The following is a 15,904-nucleotide window of genomic DNA, read 5'->3' as shown; positions in this document are numbered from 1 at the left end:
AATGGTCGCGAGACCCGTTCCGGGTCGGCGACCCGGCGGTGTCGGGCGACGATCCGGCCTGTTCGGGCGGTCCACCCCGTCGCTGGGCCCGGTCCGCCGAGAGAAGGCCAGGCTCGTGCCAGACCGGAGAGTCGGCGCCCTGCGAGTCGACCGACGCGGCGGTCTCCGGGTCGGTGTGCAGGGGTTCGGAGGGCAGGTCGGGGTCGAAGCCGTCGATGCCGCGCGGCGGAACGGGCGACGCGGCGGGAGTGAGGATCTCGTCCAGGTCGGCGAGGACCAGCGGCAGTGTCGCGCGCCAGTCGGGGACGACGCCGTTGTGGCTGAAGGCCCAGTGTTCGTCGACGAACGGCGCGCAGGCCGCGCGTTCGATCGGCATGCCGACCGTCGCCGAGCGCACGGCGGCCAGGACGGCGCGCGATTCCAGCTGGCCGAGGACCTCGGCGACGGCCGGGTCCGTCCAGATCGGCGCGGCGTTGCGGTAGCGGGTGACGGCCTCGCGGGCACCGTCGATGCCCACCTCGGCGCGGCGCCACCAGGCCGCGCCGAACCCGTCGGCATTGATCGTGCCGCCACGCCGCATCTCCCTGGGCGCCCAGGATTGCGCGTAGAGCGAGTGCGGGCCGCGCGCGATCAGCTCGCCGACCGCGACCGGCGGCCCCACATAGCCCAGATGACGGCACATCAGGCGGCCACTTCCTCCGGTCGGAGGTCGCGGGCCAGCCGGAACCCGGCGAAGATCTGCCTGCGGATCGGGTGGTCCCAGTTGCGGAAGGTGCCGCGGCAGGCCACCTCGTCGGTGCCGAAGGAGCCGCCACGCAGGATCCGGTAGTCACCGCCGAAGAAGACCTCGGAGTACTCGCGGTACGGGAAGGCACGGAAGCCGGGGTAGGCCTCGAAACCCGAGGAGCACCACTCCCAGACGTCGCCGATGAGCTGGTGGACACCGGTGGCCGACGCACCGGCCGGGTAGGCGCCCACGTCGGCGGGCTCGAGGTGGCGCTGGCCCAGGTTGGCCAGGAGGTCGTCGGGAGTGTCCTCGCCCCAGGGATAGCGCCGGGACGCGCCGGTGGCGGGATCGAAACGGGCGGCCTTCTCCCATTCGGCCTCGGTCGGCAACCGCTTGCCCGCCCAGCGCGCGTAGGCCTCGGCCTCGAACCAGCACACGTGCACGACAGGCTGATTCGGCCGCAGCGGAGCGCGGACCCCGAACGCGCGGCGGGTCCAGCGATCGCCGTCGCGCTCCCAGAACTGCGGCGCGACGAGCCCGGCCTCCTGCCGGTGCGCCCAGCCGCGTTCCGACCACAGCTCGGGACGCTCGTAGCCGCCGTCATCGAGGAAGGCGAGGTACTGCGCATTGGTCACCGGTGCCACGTCGATGGCGAAACCGGGCACGTACACCGGATGCGCCGGTCGTTCGTTGTCCAGGGCCCACGGGTCGGCGGAGGTGCCCATCAGGAACTCGCCCGCCGGGATGACGACTTCGCCACCGACCGGCACGGGCGAGGACGGCGCGGGCGGCGCGGGCGGCGCGGACAGCACGGGCGCGCCGAGCCGCAGCTGATGGGTGGCGAGCATGGTCTCGTCGTGCTGCTGTTCGTGCTGGGCGATCATGCCGAACGCGAAACCGTTGTCCACCAGCGGATCACCGGCCAGGTCACTGGAACCCAGGACGTCCCAGACCTTCTCGCGCACCGTGCCGACATACCCGCGCGCCTGCTCGGGATTCAGCAGCGGCAGCGCGGGGCGATTCGCCCTGGCGTGCTTGAACGCGTCGTAGAGTTCGTCGATGTCGGCGCGGACCGCCTCGCGGCCACCGACATCGCGGACGAGCCACAGCTCCTCCTGGTTGCCGATGTGCGCGAGATCCCAGACGAGGGGGCTCATCAGCGGCGAATGCTGGGCGACGAGGTCGTTTTCGTCGACGGCGTCGGTGAGCGAGGTCGTGCGGGCGCGCGCCCGGTCGAGCACCTCGGCGATCCGTTCCCGCATGCGGTCGCGGTCGCGATGGTCGGTCGAAGGGGGACGAGTCATGAGTTCGGCTCCGAAAGATAGTGGGGCGACGTCGATCGCGGGCGCTTCGGCGCGGTCATCCGGCCCCGTTCCCGTTGTGCCGCGACGCGGCGCCCGGGGGCAGGCCGCGGCGACATCGGCGCGCGGCCGCGGCCAATTCCTGTGCGGCGGCGGCCGATCGGGCGTGTTCGCGGCCCAGCTCGAGCAGGTCGGTGGCGACGGTGCGCAGCGCCGGGTCGGTGAGCCCGCAGCGGGCGGCGAGCAGCCACTCGCCGGCGACCGGAGCGGCCAGGGCGGTGGCTTCGGCGACGACCGCCGGTGTCGACAGCAGCGCGTCGAACAGATGGATCGGGGTGGTCCAGCTGTCGTCGGGCTGGGTGTCGAGGTAGCGCACCTCGAGATGACCGGAGGCGCGGACCGGCGGGAACAGGGTGGTGAGGTGATAGTCGAGGTCGGCGCGGGTGGGACGGCGGCCGACCTCGTCGTCGAGGGCGCCGCACAGCCAGTCGGCGAAGGTGGCGCCGGGCGGTGGCGACCAGTCGGCATCGTGATCGGTGCAGCGCACGCACAGCAGCGGCACGTCCAGCGCCCAGTGCGCGTAGGCGGTGATCGGATCGGCCCAGTCGGCCACGGGCGGACGGGTACGCGAGGGATCGAGCCGCAACCAGGTACGCATCCGCTGCGATGCCCAGTCGCCCGGCGGCGCGCCGTGCAACCGCGGCGAGCAGGCGAAGGCGGCGATCAGCGCCGGAGCGAGCGCGTAGAGGGCGGTCCAGCGCGCCCGCACCTGCTCGGGATCGGCGCCCGCGTCGACGCTGACCTGGGTGGCCGCCGTATTGCACATCATCAGGGTGCCGAACGGGCCGACGCCGGCGAACCGGCGTTCCATGGCGGCGTAGCGCGGCAGCCGAAGGACTCGTTGGGCGGGACGATCCGGATCCGCCGCGGCGGCGCGCATGCCGATTCCGTGGGCGGCGAGCAGGTCCCGCAAACGGGCCGCATCAGCGCGCAGGCTCTGTGTCAGCACCGCCGGATCGGCGAACGGGGCGCTGGAAAGTTCTATCTGTCCACCGGGTTCGATGGTGACCCTGCTCCCGCCTGGCAGGGCGGCCGCGGCCGAGGCCGGGGCGATCGAGGTGGGCGCGTGCGGCCCGAGGGCCAGCGCCAGCGTCTCGACGGCGGGGCGCGCACCGAGTGGATCGGCGGTGAGCCACTCCAGTTCGGCGCCGATCAGCGCCGGGGGGCCCAACTTGAAACAGACCCCGCCGACATAGGCCTCCGCCGCCGCTCTGGACGAGAGTTCGCCCTGGTCGGCGGCGGAATCGGGCCACGAAGAACGTTCGAGGGTGACCGCCATACCAACCTCCGCGTGCTGGGTACCGCCGGGAAATCCGCGGGCTCGTGCGACCGCGTCATTCCAGAGTAGCGACGGGCACCGACAGAAAAAGTGACGAAATGGGGAACAGCTGTGCGCCGGTATGGTCGTCGCCATGATGGATCTCGACGCGATCAGAGCCGCCACGCCAGGATTGGCGAGCGGGCAGGTGTTCCTCGACAGCGCCGGGTCATCGCTGCCGCCGACGGTGGTCACCGACACCGTGATCGGCCATCTCCGACGGGAAGCGGAGATCGGTGGCTACCGCGCGGCTAATGAGCGTCTCGACGACCTCGCCGCGGTGAAGACCTCGATCGCGCGCCTGATCGGCGCGACCGCGGACACCATCGCGCTCAGCGACAGTGCGACCCGGTCATGGGCCGATTTCGCGTACTCGATCCCCCTGCGCCCCGGCGACCGGATCCTGATCTCGGGCGCCGACTACGCCAGCAACGCGATCGCGGCGCTGCAGCGCGCCGAGCAGACCGGCGCGCTGGTCGAGCGTATTCCCAGCGACGCCACCGGACGCCTCGACACCGACGCGCTCGCGGCCATGCTCGACGAGCGCGTCCGATGGATCTCCCTGCAGCACGCGCCGACCAACGGCGGACTCGTGAACCCGATCGCCGAGGCCACGAGAATCGCGCACGAGGCGGGGGCGCTGGTGCTGCTCGACGCCTGCCAATCGATCGGTCAGCTGCCGATCGATGTCGCCGAACTCGGTGTCGACGCACTCTCGGCCACCGGGCGCAAGTGGCTGCGCGGACCGCGCGGCACCGGATTCCTTTACCTGCGCGAAGAATTGGCGCGGACCATGGAGCCGGCCAGGCTCGATCTGCACAGCGCGTCCTGGGTGAGCCCGACCGAGTACCGGCTCGCTCCCGACGCGAGCCGCTTCGAGTTCTGGGAGTGCGATGTGGCCGCCCGGCTCGGCCTCGGCGCCGCCGTCGACTACCTGCTCACGCTCGGTCCCGAGGAGGTCTACGCCGGCGTGGCCGCGCGCGCGAGCCATCTGCGCAAGACCCTGCCCGAGCTGGCCGGGGTCACCGTGCGCGATCTCGGCACCGAGCACAGCGGCATCGTCTCCTTCACCGTCGACGGCCACGATCCGGTCGAACTGCGCGACCGTCTTCGCGAGCACGCCGTCACGGTCACCGTCAGCCACGCGGGCTCGACCCTGCTCGACATGACCGAACGGGCCCTGCCCGCGATCGTGCGCGCCTCGCCGCACTACTTCGTGAGCACCGACGACCTCGACCGCTTCACCGCCGCGCTCGCCCGGATCACGGGTTAGCTCGCCCAGATCACGGGTTGGCCGGTCTGCTGCTCGCGGCCGCGGGCCAGCGGCTATCGTTGTCGGACCCGGGTGCCTCGGGTCGCCAGGTCCACCGGCGACAGCGGCACCCGGTAGTGGTTCATCGGGCCAGGTCGACGGGGTAACCGATCGGCTGATGCGGGAAATTGCCGCGGCATCGGGTAGACCATATATGGACCGCTACGCTGCCACCTTCGTCGCTGAGATCGGCGGGGAACTCGGTGTCAGTCGGGGTTAACGCCGGGTTGGCGGGCGGGGATTTTCTGTTGGGAGAGCACGGCCGAAACCGATCGTTGGCGTAAAGGGAGTCCGACGTTGAGCAGGTTCACCGACGAAATGTTTGCCACAGCGCTGACCACCCCGCGGGGGCTGGTCACCGGGGAACCGGAGGCGCCGGTGCGGCAGACCTGGGGGGATATCCACCGCACCGCGCGCAGGATGGCGGGTGGCCTCGCGGCCGCCGGGATCGGCCACGGTGACGCGGTGGGCGTGCTCGCCGGGCTGCCCGTCGACATCGCCCCGGCCTGCCAGGCCATCTGGATGCGCGGCGCCTCGATCACGATGCTGCATCAGCCGACACCGCGCACCGATCTCGCGGTCTGGGTGCGCGACACCGAGACCGTGCTCGACATGATCGAGGCGAAGGCGGTGGTACTCGGCGCGCCGTTCGCCGCGGCCGAGCCCGTGCTGATCGAGCGCGGGATCACCGTGGTCAAGATCGAAGAGCTGCACGACGGCGCCGACACCGACCCGGTGCCGACCGCCGAATCCGATATCGCGCTGCAGCAGTTGACCTCTGGGTCGACCGGGTCGCCCAAGGCCGTCCGGATCACCCACGGGAACTTCAACACCAACGCGCACGCGATGTTCAATCGCGTGAAGTTCCAGCTCGACGACGACGTGATGATCAGCTGGCTGCCGCTGTTCCACGACATGGGCATGGTCGGTTTCCTCAGCGTGCCCATGCAATTCGGCGCCGAAGTGGTGTGCGTGACCCCGCTGGACTTCCTGGCCAGGCCGCTGCTGTGGGCCGAGCTGATCGACAAGTACCGCGGAACCGTCACGGCGGCACCGAACTTCGCCTACTCGCTGCTGGCGCGGCGGTTGCGGCAGGCCGAGCCGGGCTCGATGGATCTGTCGAGCGTGCGCTACATGTGGAACGGCGCCGAACCGGTCGACCCGGACACGATGATCGCGCTCGCGGAGGCGGGCCAGCACTTCGGCCTCAATCCGATGGCGCTCACGCCCGTGTACGGCATGGCCGAGACCACGCTGGCCGTCTCCATTCCCGACCCGGGCCACGGCATGGTGCTCGACGTGATCGACGCCGATCTGCTCGAGGCCGTGGGCAAGGCGGTGCCGGTCGCCGAGGACGGCCATCACGGCACGCCGCGGCGGCTGCCGACGCTGGGCCATCTGGTCGACGATCTGGAGGGCCGGGTCGTCGACACCGAGCGCCAGCCGCTGCCGGTCCGCACGGTCGGCGTCATCGAATTACGCGGGCCCGCCGTGACTTCGGGGTACGTCACCGTCGACGGGTTCCTGCCCGCGCAGGACGAGGAGGGCTGGCTCGACACCGGCGACATCGGCTACTTCACCGACGCGGGCATGATCGTGGTGTGCGGCCGGATGAAGGACGTCATCATCATGGGCGGCCGCAACATCTACCCCACCGACATCGAGCGGGCCGCGATGCGGGTGGCCGGTGTCCGGCCCGGCAACGCGGTGGCGGTGCGGCTGGACGCGGGCGAGAAGCGCGAAAGCTTCGCGGTGGTCGTGGAATCCAACGACCACCAGGATCCCGACGAGGTGAAGCGGATGGAGCGCGAGATCGTGCACGAGGTGTTCACCGAGGTCGGCGCGCGCCCACGCACCGTCGCCATCCTCGGCCCCGGCGCCCTGCCCAAGACCTCGTCGGGCAAGCTGCGCCGCGCGGCCACGGCGGTCCACCTGCGCTGACACGCACGCGGCGCGCCCCGGCGGATTCGCCTGGGCGCGCCGGGTGTTCGGCTCAGTGCAAGGAGTTCTGGGCGGTCTCGAGACCGACCTTCAGCAGCAGCTCCACCGCGTCGGCGGCCTGCTCGACGATCACGGGCACCTCTTTGCGCTCGGGCGCCGCGAACGGCTTGAGCACGTAGTCGGCCGGGTCCTGGCGACCGGGCGGACGGCCGATGCCGATGCGGGTGCGCAGGTAGTCCTTGGTGGTCAGCGCCTGCGAGATCGAACGCAGGCCGTTGTGGCCGCCCTCGCCGCCGCCCTGCTTGAGCCGGATCGTGCCGAAGGGCAGATCGAGCTCGTCGTGCACGACGATCACCTGGTCGGCGGGCACCGAGAAGAACTTGGCCAGCGCGGCCACCGGCCGGCCGGACAGATTCATGTAGGTGCGCGGCTTCGCGATCAGGATCTGCCTGCCGTCCAGGCGCGCCTGCAACAGGTCGGCGCCGGACTTCTTGTGTACGGCAAAACGGCCGCCGACGCGCTCGGCGAGCACGTCGGCGACCAGGAAGCCCACATTGTGGCGGGTGCGCTCGTATTCGGGGCCGGGGTTGCCCAGCCCGATCACGAGTGCGGGCCCGGTGGATTCGGTCATCGGCCGAATCGTAGTGCGGGAGTCCTACTCGGACTCTTCCGCGGCCTCCGCCTCGGCGGCGCCTTCGCCCTCTTCGTCCAGGGCAGCGGCGGACGGCGCGGCGATGACGTTGACGATCAGCGCCTCCGCGTCACCGGCCAGGGTGACGCCGGCGGGCAGCTCGATGCTGCCTGCCAGGATCTGGGTGCCCGCCTCGACGCCCTCGACCGAGACCTCGATCGACTCGGGCAGCTTCAGCGCGTCGGCCTCGATGGACAGGGTGGTGGCTTCCTGGGTGACCAGGGTGCCCGCGGCGGCATCGCCGGTGACGACGACGTTCACGTCGGTGACGACGCGCTCGCCACGCTTGACGATCAGCAGGTCGGCGTGCTCGATGTAGCGGCGGATCGGGTGGACCACGACCGACTTGGTCATCGCGAGCTGCTGCTTGCCGTCGACGACCAGGTTCAGGATGGCGTTGGTGCCGTGGGTACGCAGGATCGCGGCGAAGGCCTTGGCGTTCAGGCTCAGGTGCTGCGGCTCGGCCTGGTGGCCGTACAGCACGGCGGGCACGTTGCCGTCGCGACGGGTACGGCGAGCGGCGCCCTTACCGAATTCGGTGCGGACGGCGGCTTCGATCTGGTTCACGTCGGACATGACTGAATGCGCTCCTACGGCTCTTCCGGGCTGGTCATTTGGGCGACCCATCTGCGGGGTCAACGTCTACTCGTCGGACGAAGAACGAACGAGGACGGCCGGAAAGCCGAGCCGCGTCGATCACGGTGAACGCTTGCGCGCATCACCCTCGCCGAGACAACCCGACCACCATACCGCATGCGCATCGCCCGGAAAAACCGGGGCGGCGCCGGTGAACACCCCGCCGACCGGGCGCGGGACCGGCGCCCTCTACCCTGGACAAGTTGCCCTACCACCTGCGAAAGGTTCCGCGTTGACCGAGTCCGGAGACAGCGCCGCCCCCACTCCGCGCGGACTACCCGCCGAGGTCGCGCGCCGCCGCACGTTCGCCGTGATCTCGCATCCCGACGCCGGCAAGTCCACGCTGACCGAGGCGCTGGCCCTGCACGCCAGGATGATCTCCGAGGCGGGCGCCATCCACGGCAAGGCCGGTCGCAAGTCGACCGTGTCGGACTGGATGGAGATGGAGAAGGCGCGCGGCATCTCGGTGAGCTCGACCGCGCTGCAGTTCAACTACCGGGCCGCGGGCTCCGACATCGACAACGTGATCAACCTCGTCGACACTCCCGGCCACTCCGACTTCTCCGAGGACACCTACCGCGTGCTGACCGCGGTCGACGCCGCGGTGATGCTCATCGACGCGGCCAAGGGCCTCGAGCCGCAGACGCTGAAACTGTTCCAGGTCTGCCGCCATCGCGGCATCCCGGTGATCACGGTCATCAACAAGTGGGACCGCCCCGGCCAGGCCCCGTTGGAACTGCTCGACGAGATCAGCGAGCGGATCGGGCTCACGCCGACCCCGCTGTTCCTGCCGGTCGGCATCGCGGGCGATTTCCGCGGGCTGTTGCGCCGCGGTCCCGAGGGCGAGGCCACCGAGTACATCCACTTCACCCGCACCGCGGGCGGCGCGACGATCGCGCCGGAGGAATCGCTCACCCCGGCCGAGGCCGAGTCGCGCGAGGGCGAGGCGTGGACGACCGCCGCCGAGGAGAGCGAGCTGCTCTCGGCGACCGGGCAGGACCACGACCAGGAGCTGTTCCTGGCCGGGCAGACCTCGCCGGTCATCTACGCCTCGGCGATGCTGAACTTCGGCGTGCGGCAGCTGCTGGAGACGCTGGTCGCGCTGGCGCCCGCGCCCGGCCCGCGCGCCGATGTGGCGGGCAAGGACCGCGAGACCGGCGATCCGTTCAGCGCCGTGGTGTTCAAGGTGCAGGCGGGCATGGACACCGCGCACCGCGACCGGCTGGCGTTCATGCGGATCGTGTCCGGTGAGTTCGAGCGCGGCATGGTGGTGACGCACGCGCAGACCGGTCGCCCGTTCGCCACCAAGTACGCGCTGACCGTGTTCGGTCGCGAGCGCACCACCGTCGACACCGCCTACCCCGGCGACGTCGTCGGCCTGGTGAACGCGACCGCGCTCGCGCCGGGCCACACGCTGTTCGTGGACAAGAAGGTGGAGTTCCCGCCGATCCCGAGCTTCGCCCCCGAGCACTTCGCGACGCTGCGGGCGCAGAGCGCGGGCAAGTACAAGCAGTTCCGCAAGGCCATCGACCAGCTCGATTCCGAGGGCGTGGTGCAGGTGCTGCGCAACGACGCCCGCGGTGACGCGTCACCGGTGCTCGCGGCGGTCGGCCCGATGCAGTTCGAGGTGGTCACCGCCCGCATGCAGGCGGAGTTCAATGTGGAAACCCAGCTGGATTTCCTGCCGTTCACCCTGGCCAGGCGCACCGACGCCGAGTCGGCGCCGGAGCTGGACCGGCAGCGCGGCGTCGAGGTGTTCACCCGCACCGACGGCGCGATCCTGGCCCTGTTCAGCGACAAATGGCGGCTGCAGTACATCGAGAAGGAGCATCCGAAGCTCACGCTCGAGCCGCTCGTCGCGACGGCCGACTAACTGGTCAACTGTCTGAGTCGGCCTCAGGCGGCCGGACCGGGGTTGCGCTGCACCGAGGCGATGTGATTCTCCTGCGCGATCATGCCCCAGCGGCTGGCCGTCAGGCGCAGGCTGGGCAGGTCGCTGAGCGAGAGCACCACCTCGTAGGTGCGCTCGTAGCCGGTGTGCGCGATCCGCCAGTGCCCGTCCTCGCAGCGGACGTAGCGGTCGGTGTAGAAGGCGGCGCCGCGCAGGCACATGTTGTGCTCGGGGATGATCACCGTGTCGGCGAGATACCAGGTTCCGGTGGCGGTGTCGCCGTCGACATCGATCTCGGGATGATCGCAGCGATGCTCGGTGATCACGTGCGGGCCGAGGGTGTTGCGCAGGAAGGCGAGGAACGCCTCGCGCGACTCGAACTGCAGGTATTCGCTGTAGGTGGCGGTCGCCTCGGGAATCATGGTGTCGGCGAACTCGTCCCAGCTCTTGGTGTCGAGCGTGCGCAGGTAGCGGAACTTGAGCCTGCTGATCGCGATGATGTCGTCGGGGTGATCGGGCGGGCGCGTGATCGGCTCCGGCTCGTCGTGCTCCGGCTCTTCGGCCACCCAGCCCTCCCCTGCCTCCGGACCGGCGACGAGCGGTTCCTCCTCGCCGGGAAGCACCGGCCCCGGGCGCACCCAGGCGCGCGCGACCTCTTCGTCGGGCCGCACGTCCGGGGGGCCGGGCACCTGCTCCATGTCTCCACGATCCCACTGAAACGCCGGTAGTGCCGGATCTGTATCAGATCGCTATCACTGCCGACACCTGAGCGTGACCTCGAGGCTCCGAGCGTGGCGCTGTCTCAGCTACTGGCCGATGGTGAAGCAGGTGCGGCAGAAGTCCTCGCCGAACTCCGACAGCCGCAGGCTCTTGCGGACGATCTTGGGCGCGCGGCCCGCCTTCTTGAGCGCGTCCTCGACGACCGGCTGCACCTCGAGCACCATGTAGCGGCTCAGGACGACCGGATCGTCGGAGGTGAAGGTGAGGCCGAGGCGGTTGAGGTTGATCAGGTACGAGCGGGCCCGATCCGGGTAGCGCACGCCGGCCTGTTCCGGCACCGAGGTCAGGTCGCCCTGGACCAGTTCCGAGCCGATGCCGAGCGGGCGGTTGGTGCGCACGTCGACCGAGGGCTGCGGCCCGTTGAGGGCCATGAACCGCAGGATGCGGGCCTCGTCCGGCGCGATCTCGTCGAGGATGCGGTCGTAGGCCGGGTGCACGTCCTCGGTGAAGTACACGTCTGCCGAGCGGGCGAGCAGCGCGTCGCCGCGGCGGCGCAGGTCGTCGGTGGTCGCCGAGCGCAGGTAGGGCCCGACGGTGATGGCCTGCTGGGTCGACCCGTTGGGCGTCGGCACGTAGCTGACGATCTCGCGCACCGACCCCTCGGTGACGCCGAGCGCGCTGCGCGCGATCGAGCGCAGCGCGTTGCCTGTGCGCTCGGCGATATCGGCCGAGGACTCGCCGTCCAGCGCCGCCTGAGCCAGTTCCTTGGTCACCTCGTAGGTGGTGCCGACGGCCCACTGACTGCCGCGCACCGCGGTGCCCGCGGCCAGCCCGGCCGCGCGGAACACGCCGCGGATCAACCGGGCTTCGTTGCTGATCTGTCGCTGCTCGACATCCGAGCTGCGCTCGACGGCGCGGGTACCGGCACGGGCCAGGTCCTGTCCGGTCCTGTCGTCTGTCACGTCCTACTCCGAAGTCTCGCCAGGTGAACTGCTCGCCCACAGATTATTGCCCGACCACGCTCCAGGCACAGTGCGTACGCGGCGCGCCCCTGTCCGCGCCGGTTGTGTCCCGTCACCACGATGTGGTGGTGCTCATTGTTCCGACTCAACAGGGCGAGTACGGCATTCGGGACACGTTCTGTGACTGATGTCTCAGACACTACCCTGTGGCCTGGGGCACGACGAATGGACCAGGTTCCGCACCTCACAGTAGGGTCACCTCGCCGCGGGGGTGCTAATTTTGGTTTCCGGTGAGGCGGTGGGCACCGGGTAACGGCAGGAGGGTGTCGTGTTGGAGAGTGTGTTCGGTTTGCATCCGACACTCCTGCTCGAAATTTTGACCATTCCGCTTTTCACAGGGGTGATCGGTTACATCACCAACTGGACCGGCATCCTGATGCTGTTCCAGCCGATCAAGTTCTACGGCATCCGGCTCCCCGGCTTGCGCGCGGTTTTTCCCTACCTGCCCAAGCGGATTCAAGTACTGCCCCTGCTCAGCTATGACGGCCGGATCGGCTGGCAGGGCATCGTGCCCTCGCGCGCCGACAAGATGGCCAGCATCGCCGTCGACAAGGGGCTGTCGAAATTGGGCAGCGTCTCCGACTTCTATCGCGAGCTGGATCCGGAGAAGCTCGCCGAACATCTGGCCGAGGTGGCCGACGCGCAGATCAGCGACATCGTCGAGGTGATCCTGCGGCGCGAGCATCCCCAGCTCTGGTACAACCTGCCCACCCAGGTTCGGGAGATGGTGCATCAGCGTGTGCGTTCCCAGCTGCCGGAGATCCTGCGCGAACTCACCATCGAACTCGGCACCAATATCGATCAGCTGCTGGACGTGAAGCAGATGGTCATCCGCTATTTCCAGGCCCGCCCGCAATTGCTCAATCAGCTGTTCCAGGTGCTCGGCGCCAAGGAACTGCGATTCATGCAGAACTTCGGCTTCTATTTCGGCGCACCCTGCGGTCTGTTCCTGGTGCTCGCGCTGCACACCACCGGGCTCTCGCCGCTGATCGTGCTGCCGGTCGGCGGCATCATCATCGGCTGGGTGGTGAACTGGGTCGGCATCAATATGATCTTCGCGCCCGCCACGCCCAAGTGGTGGTGCCCCTGGCGGCAGGGTCTGCTGATCAAGCGACAGCCCGAGATCACCGCAGGCTACGCGGCGCTGGTCTCCACCGAGGTCGTGACCGTCGCCAACATCGGCGACGAACTGCTCAACGGCCCGCGCTCGGACCGCACGCTGCAGATGCTCGAGGACACCCTGCGCCCGGCCGCCGACCGCGCCCTCGGCCCCGCGCGGCCCGCCGTGAAGTTCATGCTCGGCAGCCGGGAGTACGACTCACTGCAGTCCACGCTCACCGCCGAGGCGATGACGATCGCGCCGATGGCCTTCGCCGATCCCGAGTTCAACGTCCAACAGGGCAGGCAGGTCAACGAATACATCGCCCGGCAAATGTCCGCGCTTTCCCCGCACGACTTCGTGGACATGCTGCGTTCGGCCATCAAACAGGACGAATGGTTGCTTTTCGTCCATGGCGGCGCGTTGGGGCTCCTCGCCGGATACGCTCACATCCTGGTCTTCGGAACAGGAGTGGCGACCACATGGATGTAGACCCGAGCCCGTCCACCGAGGTGGTCCGACAACCCGGGCGCCCGCCCGCGCCCGCCGGCGAACGCCGTGGGGTGCTGCCGGTCTCGCCGGTGCGCACCGTGCGAGCCGCGACCGGGGTCGCGCGCGTCGCGCTGACCGCGGCCTCCGGGATGACGCTGTGGACGCTGGACACCGCGCTCGGCGTGACCGTCACCGTGCTGCGCGGCAGCATCGCCGGTACCCCGCCCAAGGACGTGCTCGCCGAGGCCGAAGGTGAAGTGCGCGACCGGCTTCGACACGCGCTCGGCCTGCCGACCAGCGCCGATCAGTACGGCGAATCGGGGATGCCGACGCTGCGCGAGCAGGGCGCCGAACTGCTGCGCCTGTCGGCCAGTACCCATGCCGCCCAGCCGGATACGCACCCCGCGTACCCCGGCATCCTCGCCGAGATCACGCCCGACGAGGCGCGGATCCTGCGGTTCGTGCATGTCGACGGGCCGCAGCCGGCCATCGACGTGCGCACCGGCCGACAGCGCGCGTTCGGCGGCGAGCGCCTGGTCAGCGGGCTCACGCTGCTCGGCGAGCACGCCGGGCTGCGCTTCCCCAACCGGGTGCCGCAGTACCTGCCGAATCTGCGCAGGCTGGGCCTCCTCGAATTCACTCGCGAGCCGGTCGGCAATCCGAGCCGGTATCAGCTGATCGAGGCGCAGGAGCAGGTGCGCGACGCGATGAAGCGCGGCTTCGGCACCAAGGTGAGCTACCGCAGCATCATTCTCACCGAGTTCGGCGCGGACTTCGTGCAGACCTGTCTACCCGTCGTCATCAGCGACGGCCGGGAGACCGCGACCTAGCCCTCGGCCAGCTCGGCCAGTTCCATCCACCGTTCCTCGGCCGTTTCCTTCTCGGCGACGACCTCTTTGAGTTCGGCGCCGAGGGAGACCAGCTTGTCGGGGTCGGTGGCGGCCTCGGCGAGCGCGGTGTGCAGTTTCTGTTCGCGCTCGTCGAGCTTGGCGATGGTGCGTTCCAGGCGCGAGAGTTCCTTGCGGGCGGCGCGGTGATCGGCCGAACTGGTCGACGCCGCAGCTGGTTTCGCGGCGGTCGGCTTGGCGGCCGCGGCCTGGTCGGCGCGCTTGGCGAGGTACTGGTCGATGCCGCCCGGCAGATTGGTCAGCTTGCCGTCGCCGAACAGCGCCCAGGTGGAATCACAGATGCGCTCGACCAGGTAGCGGTCGTGACTGATGACCACGAGGGTGCCCGCCCAGTTGTCGAGCAGGTCCTCGAGCTGCTGCAGGGTGTCGATGTCGAGATCGTTGGTCGGCTCGTCGAGCAGCAGCACGTTCGGCTCCGCCATCAGGATGCGGGTGAGCTGCAGGCGGCGGCGCTCGCCACCGGACAGATCGCCGACGGGCGTGCGCTGCCTGGCGGGGGTGAAGCCGAGCCGCTCGGCCAGCTGACCCGCCGAGATCTCCTTGTCGCCGAGCATGATTCGCTGGGCGATCTGCTGCACGGCCTCGAGCACGCGCATGTCCGTGGGCAGGTCGTCGAGTTCCTGCCGCAGCCAGCCGATCTGCACGGTCTGGCCCTGGATCCGCTTGCCCGCGGCGGGTTCCACGTCGCCCGCCAGGGCACGCAGCAGCGTCGTCTTGCCGGAACCGTTCACGCCCACCAGGCCGACGCGCTCGCCCGGCGCGAGCCGCCAGGTCAGGTCTCCGACCAGCTCGCGGCCGTCGGGCGTGGTGAGGGTGGCGTCCTCGAGTTCGATCACCACGCGGCCGAGCCGCTTGCGCGCGAAGGCGGCCAGCGACACCGAGTCGCGCGGCGGCGGCACGTCGGCGATCAGCGCCTCGGCGGCCTCCACCCGGTAGCGCGGCTTGGACGTGCGGGCCTTGGCGCCGCGGCGCAGCCAGGCCAGTTCCTTGCGGGCCAGGTTCTGGCGGCGGGCCTCGGAGGCGTCGGCCTGGCGGGCGCGTTCGGCGCGAGCGAAGATCCAGTCGCCGTAGCCGCCCTCGTAGGTCTCCACCTTGCCGCCGACGACCTCCCAGGTGCGGGTGGCGACGGTGTCGAGGAACCAGCGATCGTGGGTGACGACGACGAGCGCGGTCCGCCGGTCGACCAGATGCCTGGCCAGCCACTGCACGCCCTCGATGTCGAGGTGGTTGGTCGGCTCGTCGAGGACGAGCAGATCCAGATCGCGCACCAGGGCCGCGGCGAGCGCGACGCGGCGGCGCTCGCCACCGGACAGGTTGGTGACCGGGGTGTCGAGGCCGAGGTCGGCGATGCCGATACCGTCGAGCACCGAGCGGATGCGGGCGTCGGCGGCCCATTCGTGCTCGGCGATGTCGGCCGTCGACAGGTCGTCGGACAGGCCGGCGAGCACGACCGAGCCGATCGTGGCGTCATCGGGCAGCACACCGCGCTGGGTGACCACCGCCATCCGCAGCCCACCGACCCGGCTCACGCGACCGCTGTCCGGCGCTTCCAACCCGGTCAGCACCTCGAGCAGCGTCGTCTTGCCGCCGCCGTTGAGACCGACCACCCCGATCCGCTCCCCCGCGTGCACTCCGAGGGAAACGTCGTCCAGCAGCGGCTTGATGCCGAAGCTCTTGGAGACCTGCTCCAGGTTGATCAGGTTGGACATGAGTGGTGCTCGCCGTTCCGCCTCCCCGCGACTTCAGGCCAGACTCAGGCGCGGGGAGGCGGCAGGCCGGCGGCTTA

Annotated in this window: 12 protein-coding genes and 1 pseudogene; 5 read left to right on the top strand and 8 right to left on the bottom strand. The window is 70.0% G+C overall.

From position 1 onward, the window contains the following. Window positions 1–253: 253 nt before the first annotated feature. The 3 genes and pseudogenes from DFR69_RS23545 to egtA form a co-directional block, all read right to left on the bottom strand. A pseudogene (locus DFR69_RS23545) lies at window positions 254–682 on the bottom strand (class II glutamine amidotransferase); the annotation flags it as partial. Further along, window positions 682–2,031, bottom strand: a complete 1,350-nt coding sequence (egtB, locus tag DFR69_RS23540; RefSeq protein ID WP_110039783.1) for an ergothioneine biosynthesis protein EgtB — start codon at window positions 2,029–2,031, stop codon at window positions 682–684. The pseudogene DFR69_RS23545 and the gene egtB, both read right to left, overlap by 1 nt. 55 nt (window positions 2,032–2,086) lie before the next feature. Next, entirely contained in the window at window positions 2,087–3,367 is a 1,281-nt protein-coding gene (egtA, locus tag DFR69_RS23535; protein ID WP_110039782.1) for an ergothioneine biosynthesis glutamate--cysteine ligase EgtA, read from the bottom strand. A 133-nt stretch (window positions 3,368–3,500) separates the two neighbouring features. Between egtA and DFR69_RS23530 the strand changes: the two genes are divergently transcribed. Beyond that, entirely contained in the window at window positions 3,501–4,679 is a 1,179-nt protein-coding gene (locus tag DFR69_RS23530) for an aminotransferase class V-fold PLP-dependent enzyme (protein ID WP_110039860.1), read from the top strand. A gap of 336 nt (window positions 4,680–5,015) precedes the next feature. After that, window positions 5,016–6,659, top strand: coding sequence for a fatty acyl-AMP ligase (locus DFR69_RS23525; protein ID WP_110039781.1), 1,644 nt, complete (start codon window positions 5,016–5,018; stop codon window positions 6,657–6,659). 52 nt (window positions 6,660–6,711) lie between these two features. On the opposite strand, the gene pth is transcribed toward DFR69_RS23525, so the two are convergent. Both pth and DFR69_RS23515 read right to left on the bottom strand, forming a co-directional pair. Beyond that, window positions 6,712–7,290, bottom strand: coding sequence for an aminoacyl-tRNA hydrolase (gene pth, locus DFR69_RS23520; RefSeq protein WP_110039780.1), 579 nt, complete (start codon window positions 7,288–7,290; stop codon window positions 6,712–6,714). Window positions 7,291–7,314: 24 nt separating this feature from the next. Then, a complete protein-coding gene (locus DFR69_RS23515; protein WP_110039779.1) occupies window positions 7,315–7,926 on the bottom strand; it encodes a 50S ribosomal protein L25/general stress protein Ctc in 612 nt (203 codons plus the stop codon). Window positions 7,927–8,218: 292 nt separating this feature from the next. Between DFR69_RS23515 and DFR69_RS23510 the strand changes: the two genes are divergently transcribed. After that, complete coding sequence (locus DFR69_RS23510; RefSeq protein ID WP_110039778.1) at window positions 8,219–9,859, top strand: peptide chain release factor 3; 1,641 nt, start codon at window positions 8,219–8,221, stop codon at window positions 9,857–9,859. A 23-nt stretch (window positions 9,860–9,882) separates the two neighbouring features. Here DFR69_RS23510 and DFR69_RS23505 read toward each other — a convergent pair whose 3' ends face one another. Next, complete coding sequence (locus DFR69_RS23505) at window positions 9,883–10,407, bottom strand: nuclear transport factor 2 family protein (RefSeq protein WP_110039859.1); 525 nt, start codon at window positions 10,405–10,407, stop codon at window positions 9,883–9,885. A gap of 276 nt (window positions 10,408–10,683) precedes the next feature. Further along, entirely contained in the window at window positions 10,684–11,559 is an 876-nt protein-coding gene (locus tag DFR69_RS35370; RefSeq protein ID WP_110039777.1) for an Abi-alpha family protein, read from the bottom strand. A 328-nt stretch (window positions 11,560–11,887) separates the two neighbouring features. Between DFR69_RS35370 and DFR69_RS23495 the strand changes: the two genes are divergently transcribed. Together DFR69_RS23495 and DFR69_RS23490 are read left to right on the top strand one after the other, a co-directional pair. Beyond that, complete coding sequence (locus tag DFR69_RS23495; RefSeq protein WP_186817397.1) at window positions 11,888–13,210, top strand: DUF445 domain-containing protein; 1,323 nt, start codon at window positions 11,888–11,890, stop codon at window positions 13,208–13,210. Next, complete coding sequence (locus DFR69_RS23490) at window positions 13,201–14,040, top strand: Abi-alpha family protein (RefSeq protein WP_110039775.1); 840 nt, start codon at window positions 13,201–13,203, stop codon at window positions 14,038–14,040. The genes DFR69_RS23495 and DFR69_RS23490 overlap by 10 nt, the downstream gene beginning before the upstream one ends. Here DFR69_RS23490 and DFR69_RS23485 read toward each other — a convergent pair. Beyond that, a complete protein-coding gene (locus tag DFR69_RS23485) occupies window positions 14,037–15,827 on the bottom strand; it encodes an ABC-F family ATP-binding cassette domain-containing protein (RefSeq protein ID WP_110039774.1) in 1,791 nt (596 codons plus the stop codon). The genes DFR69_RS23490 and DFR69_RS23485 overlap by 4 nt on opposite strands. Window positions 15,828–15,904: the final 77 nt, after the last annotated feature.

Source organism: Nocardia neocaledoniensis, assembly GCF_003182135.1.
In the GTDB taxonomy this organism is placed as follows: Bacteria; Actinomycetota; Actinomycetes; order Mycobacteriales; family Mycobacteriaceae; genus Nocardia; species Nocardia neocaledoniensis.
Note: the sequence above shows the minus strand (reverse complement) of the source record. Positions and strands in the feature narration are given on the sequence as shown.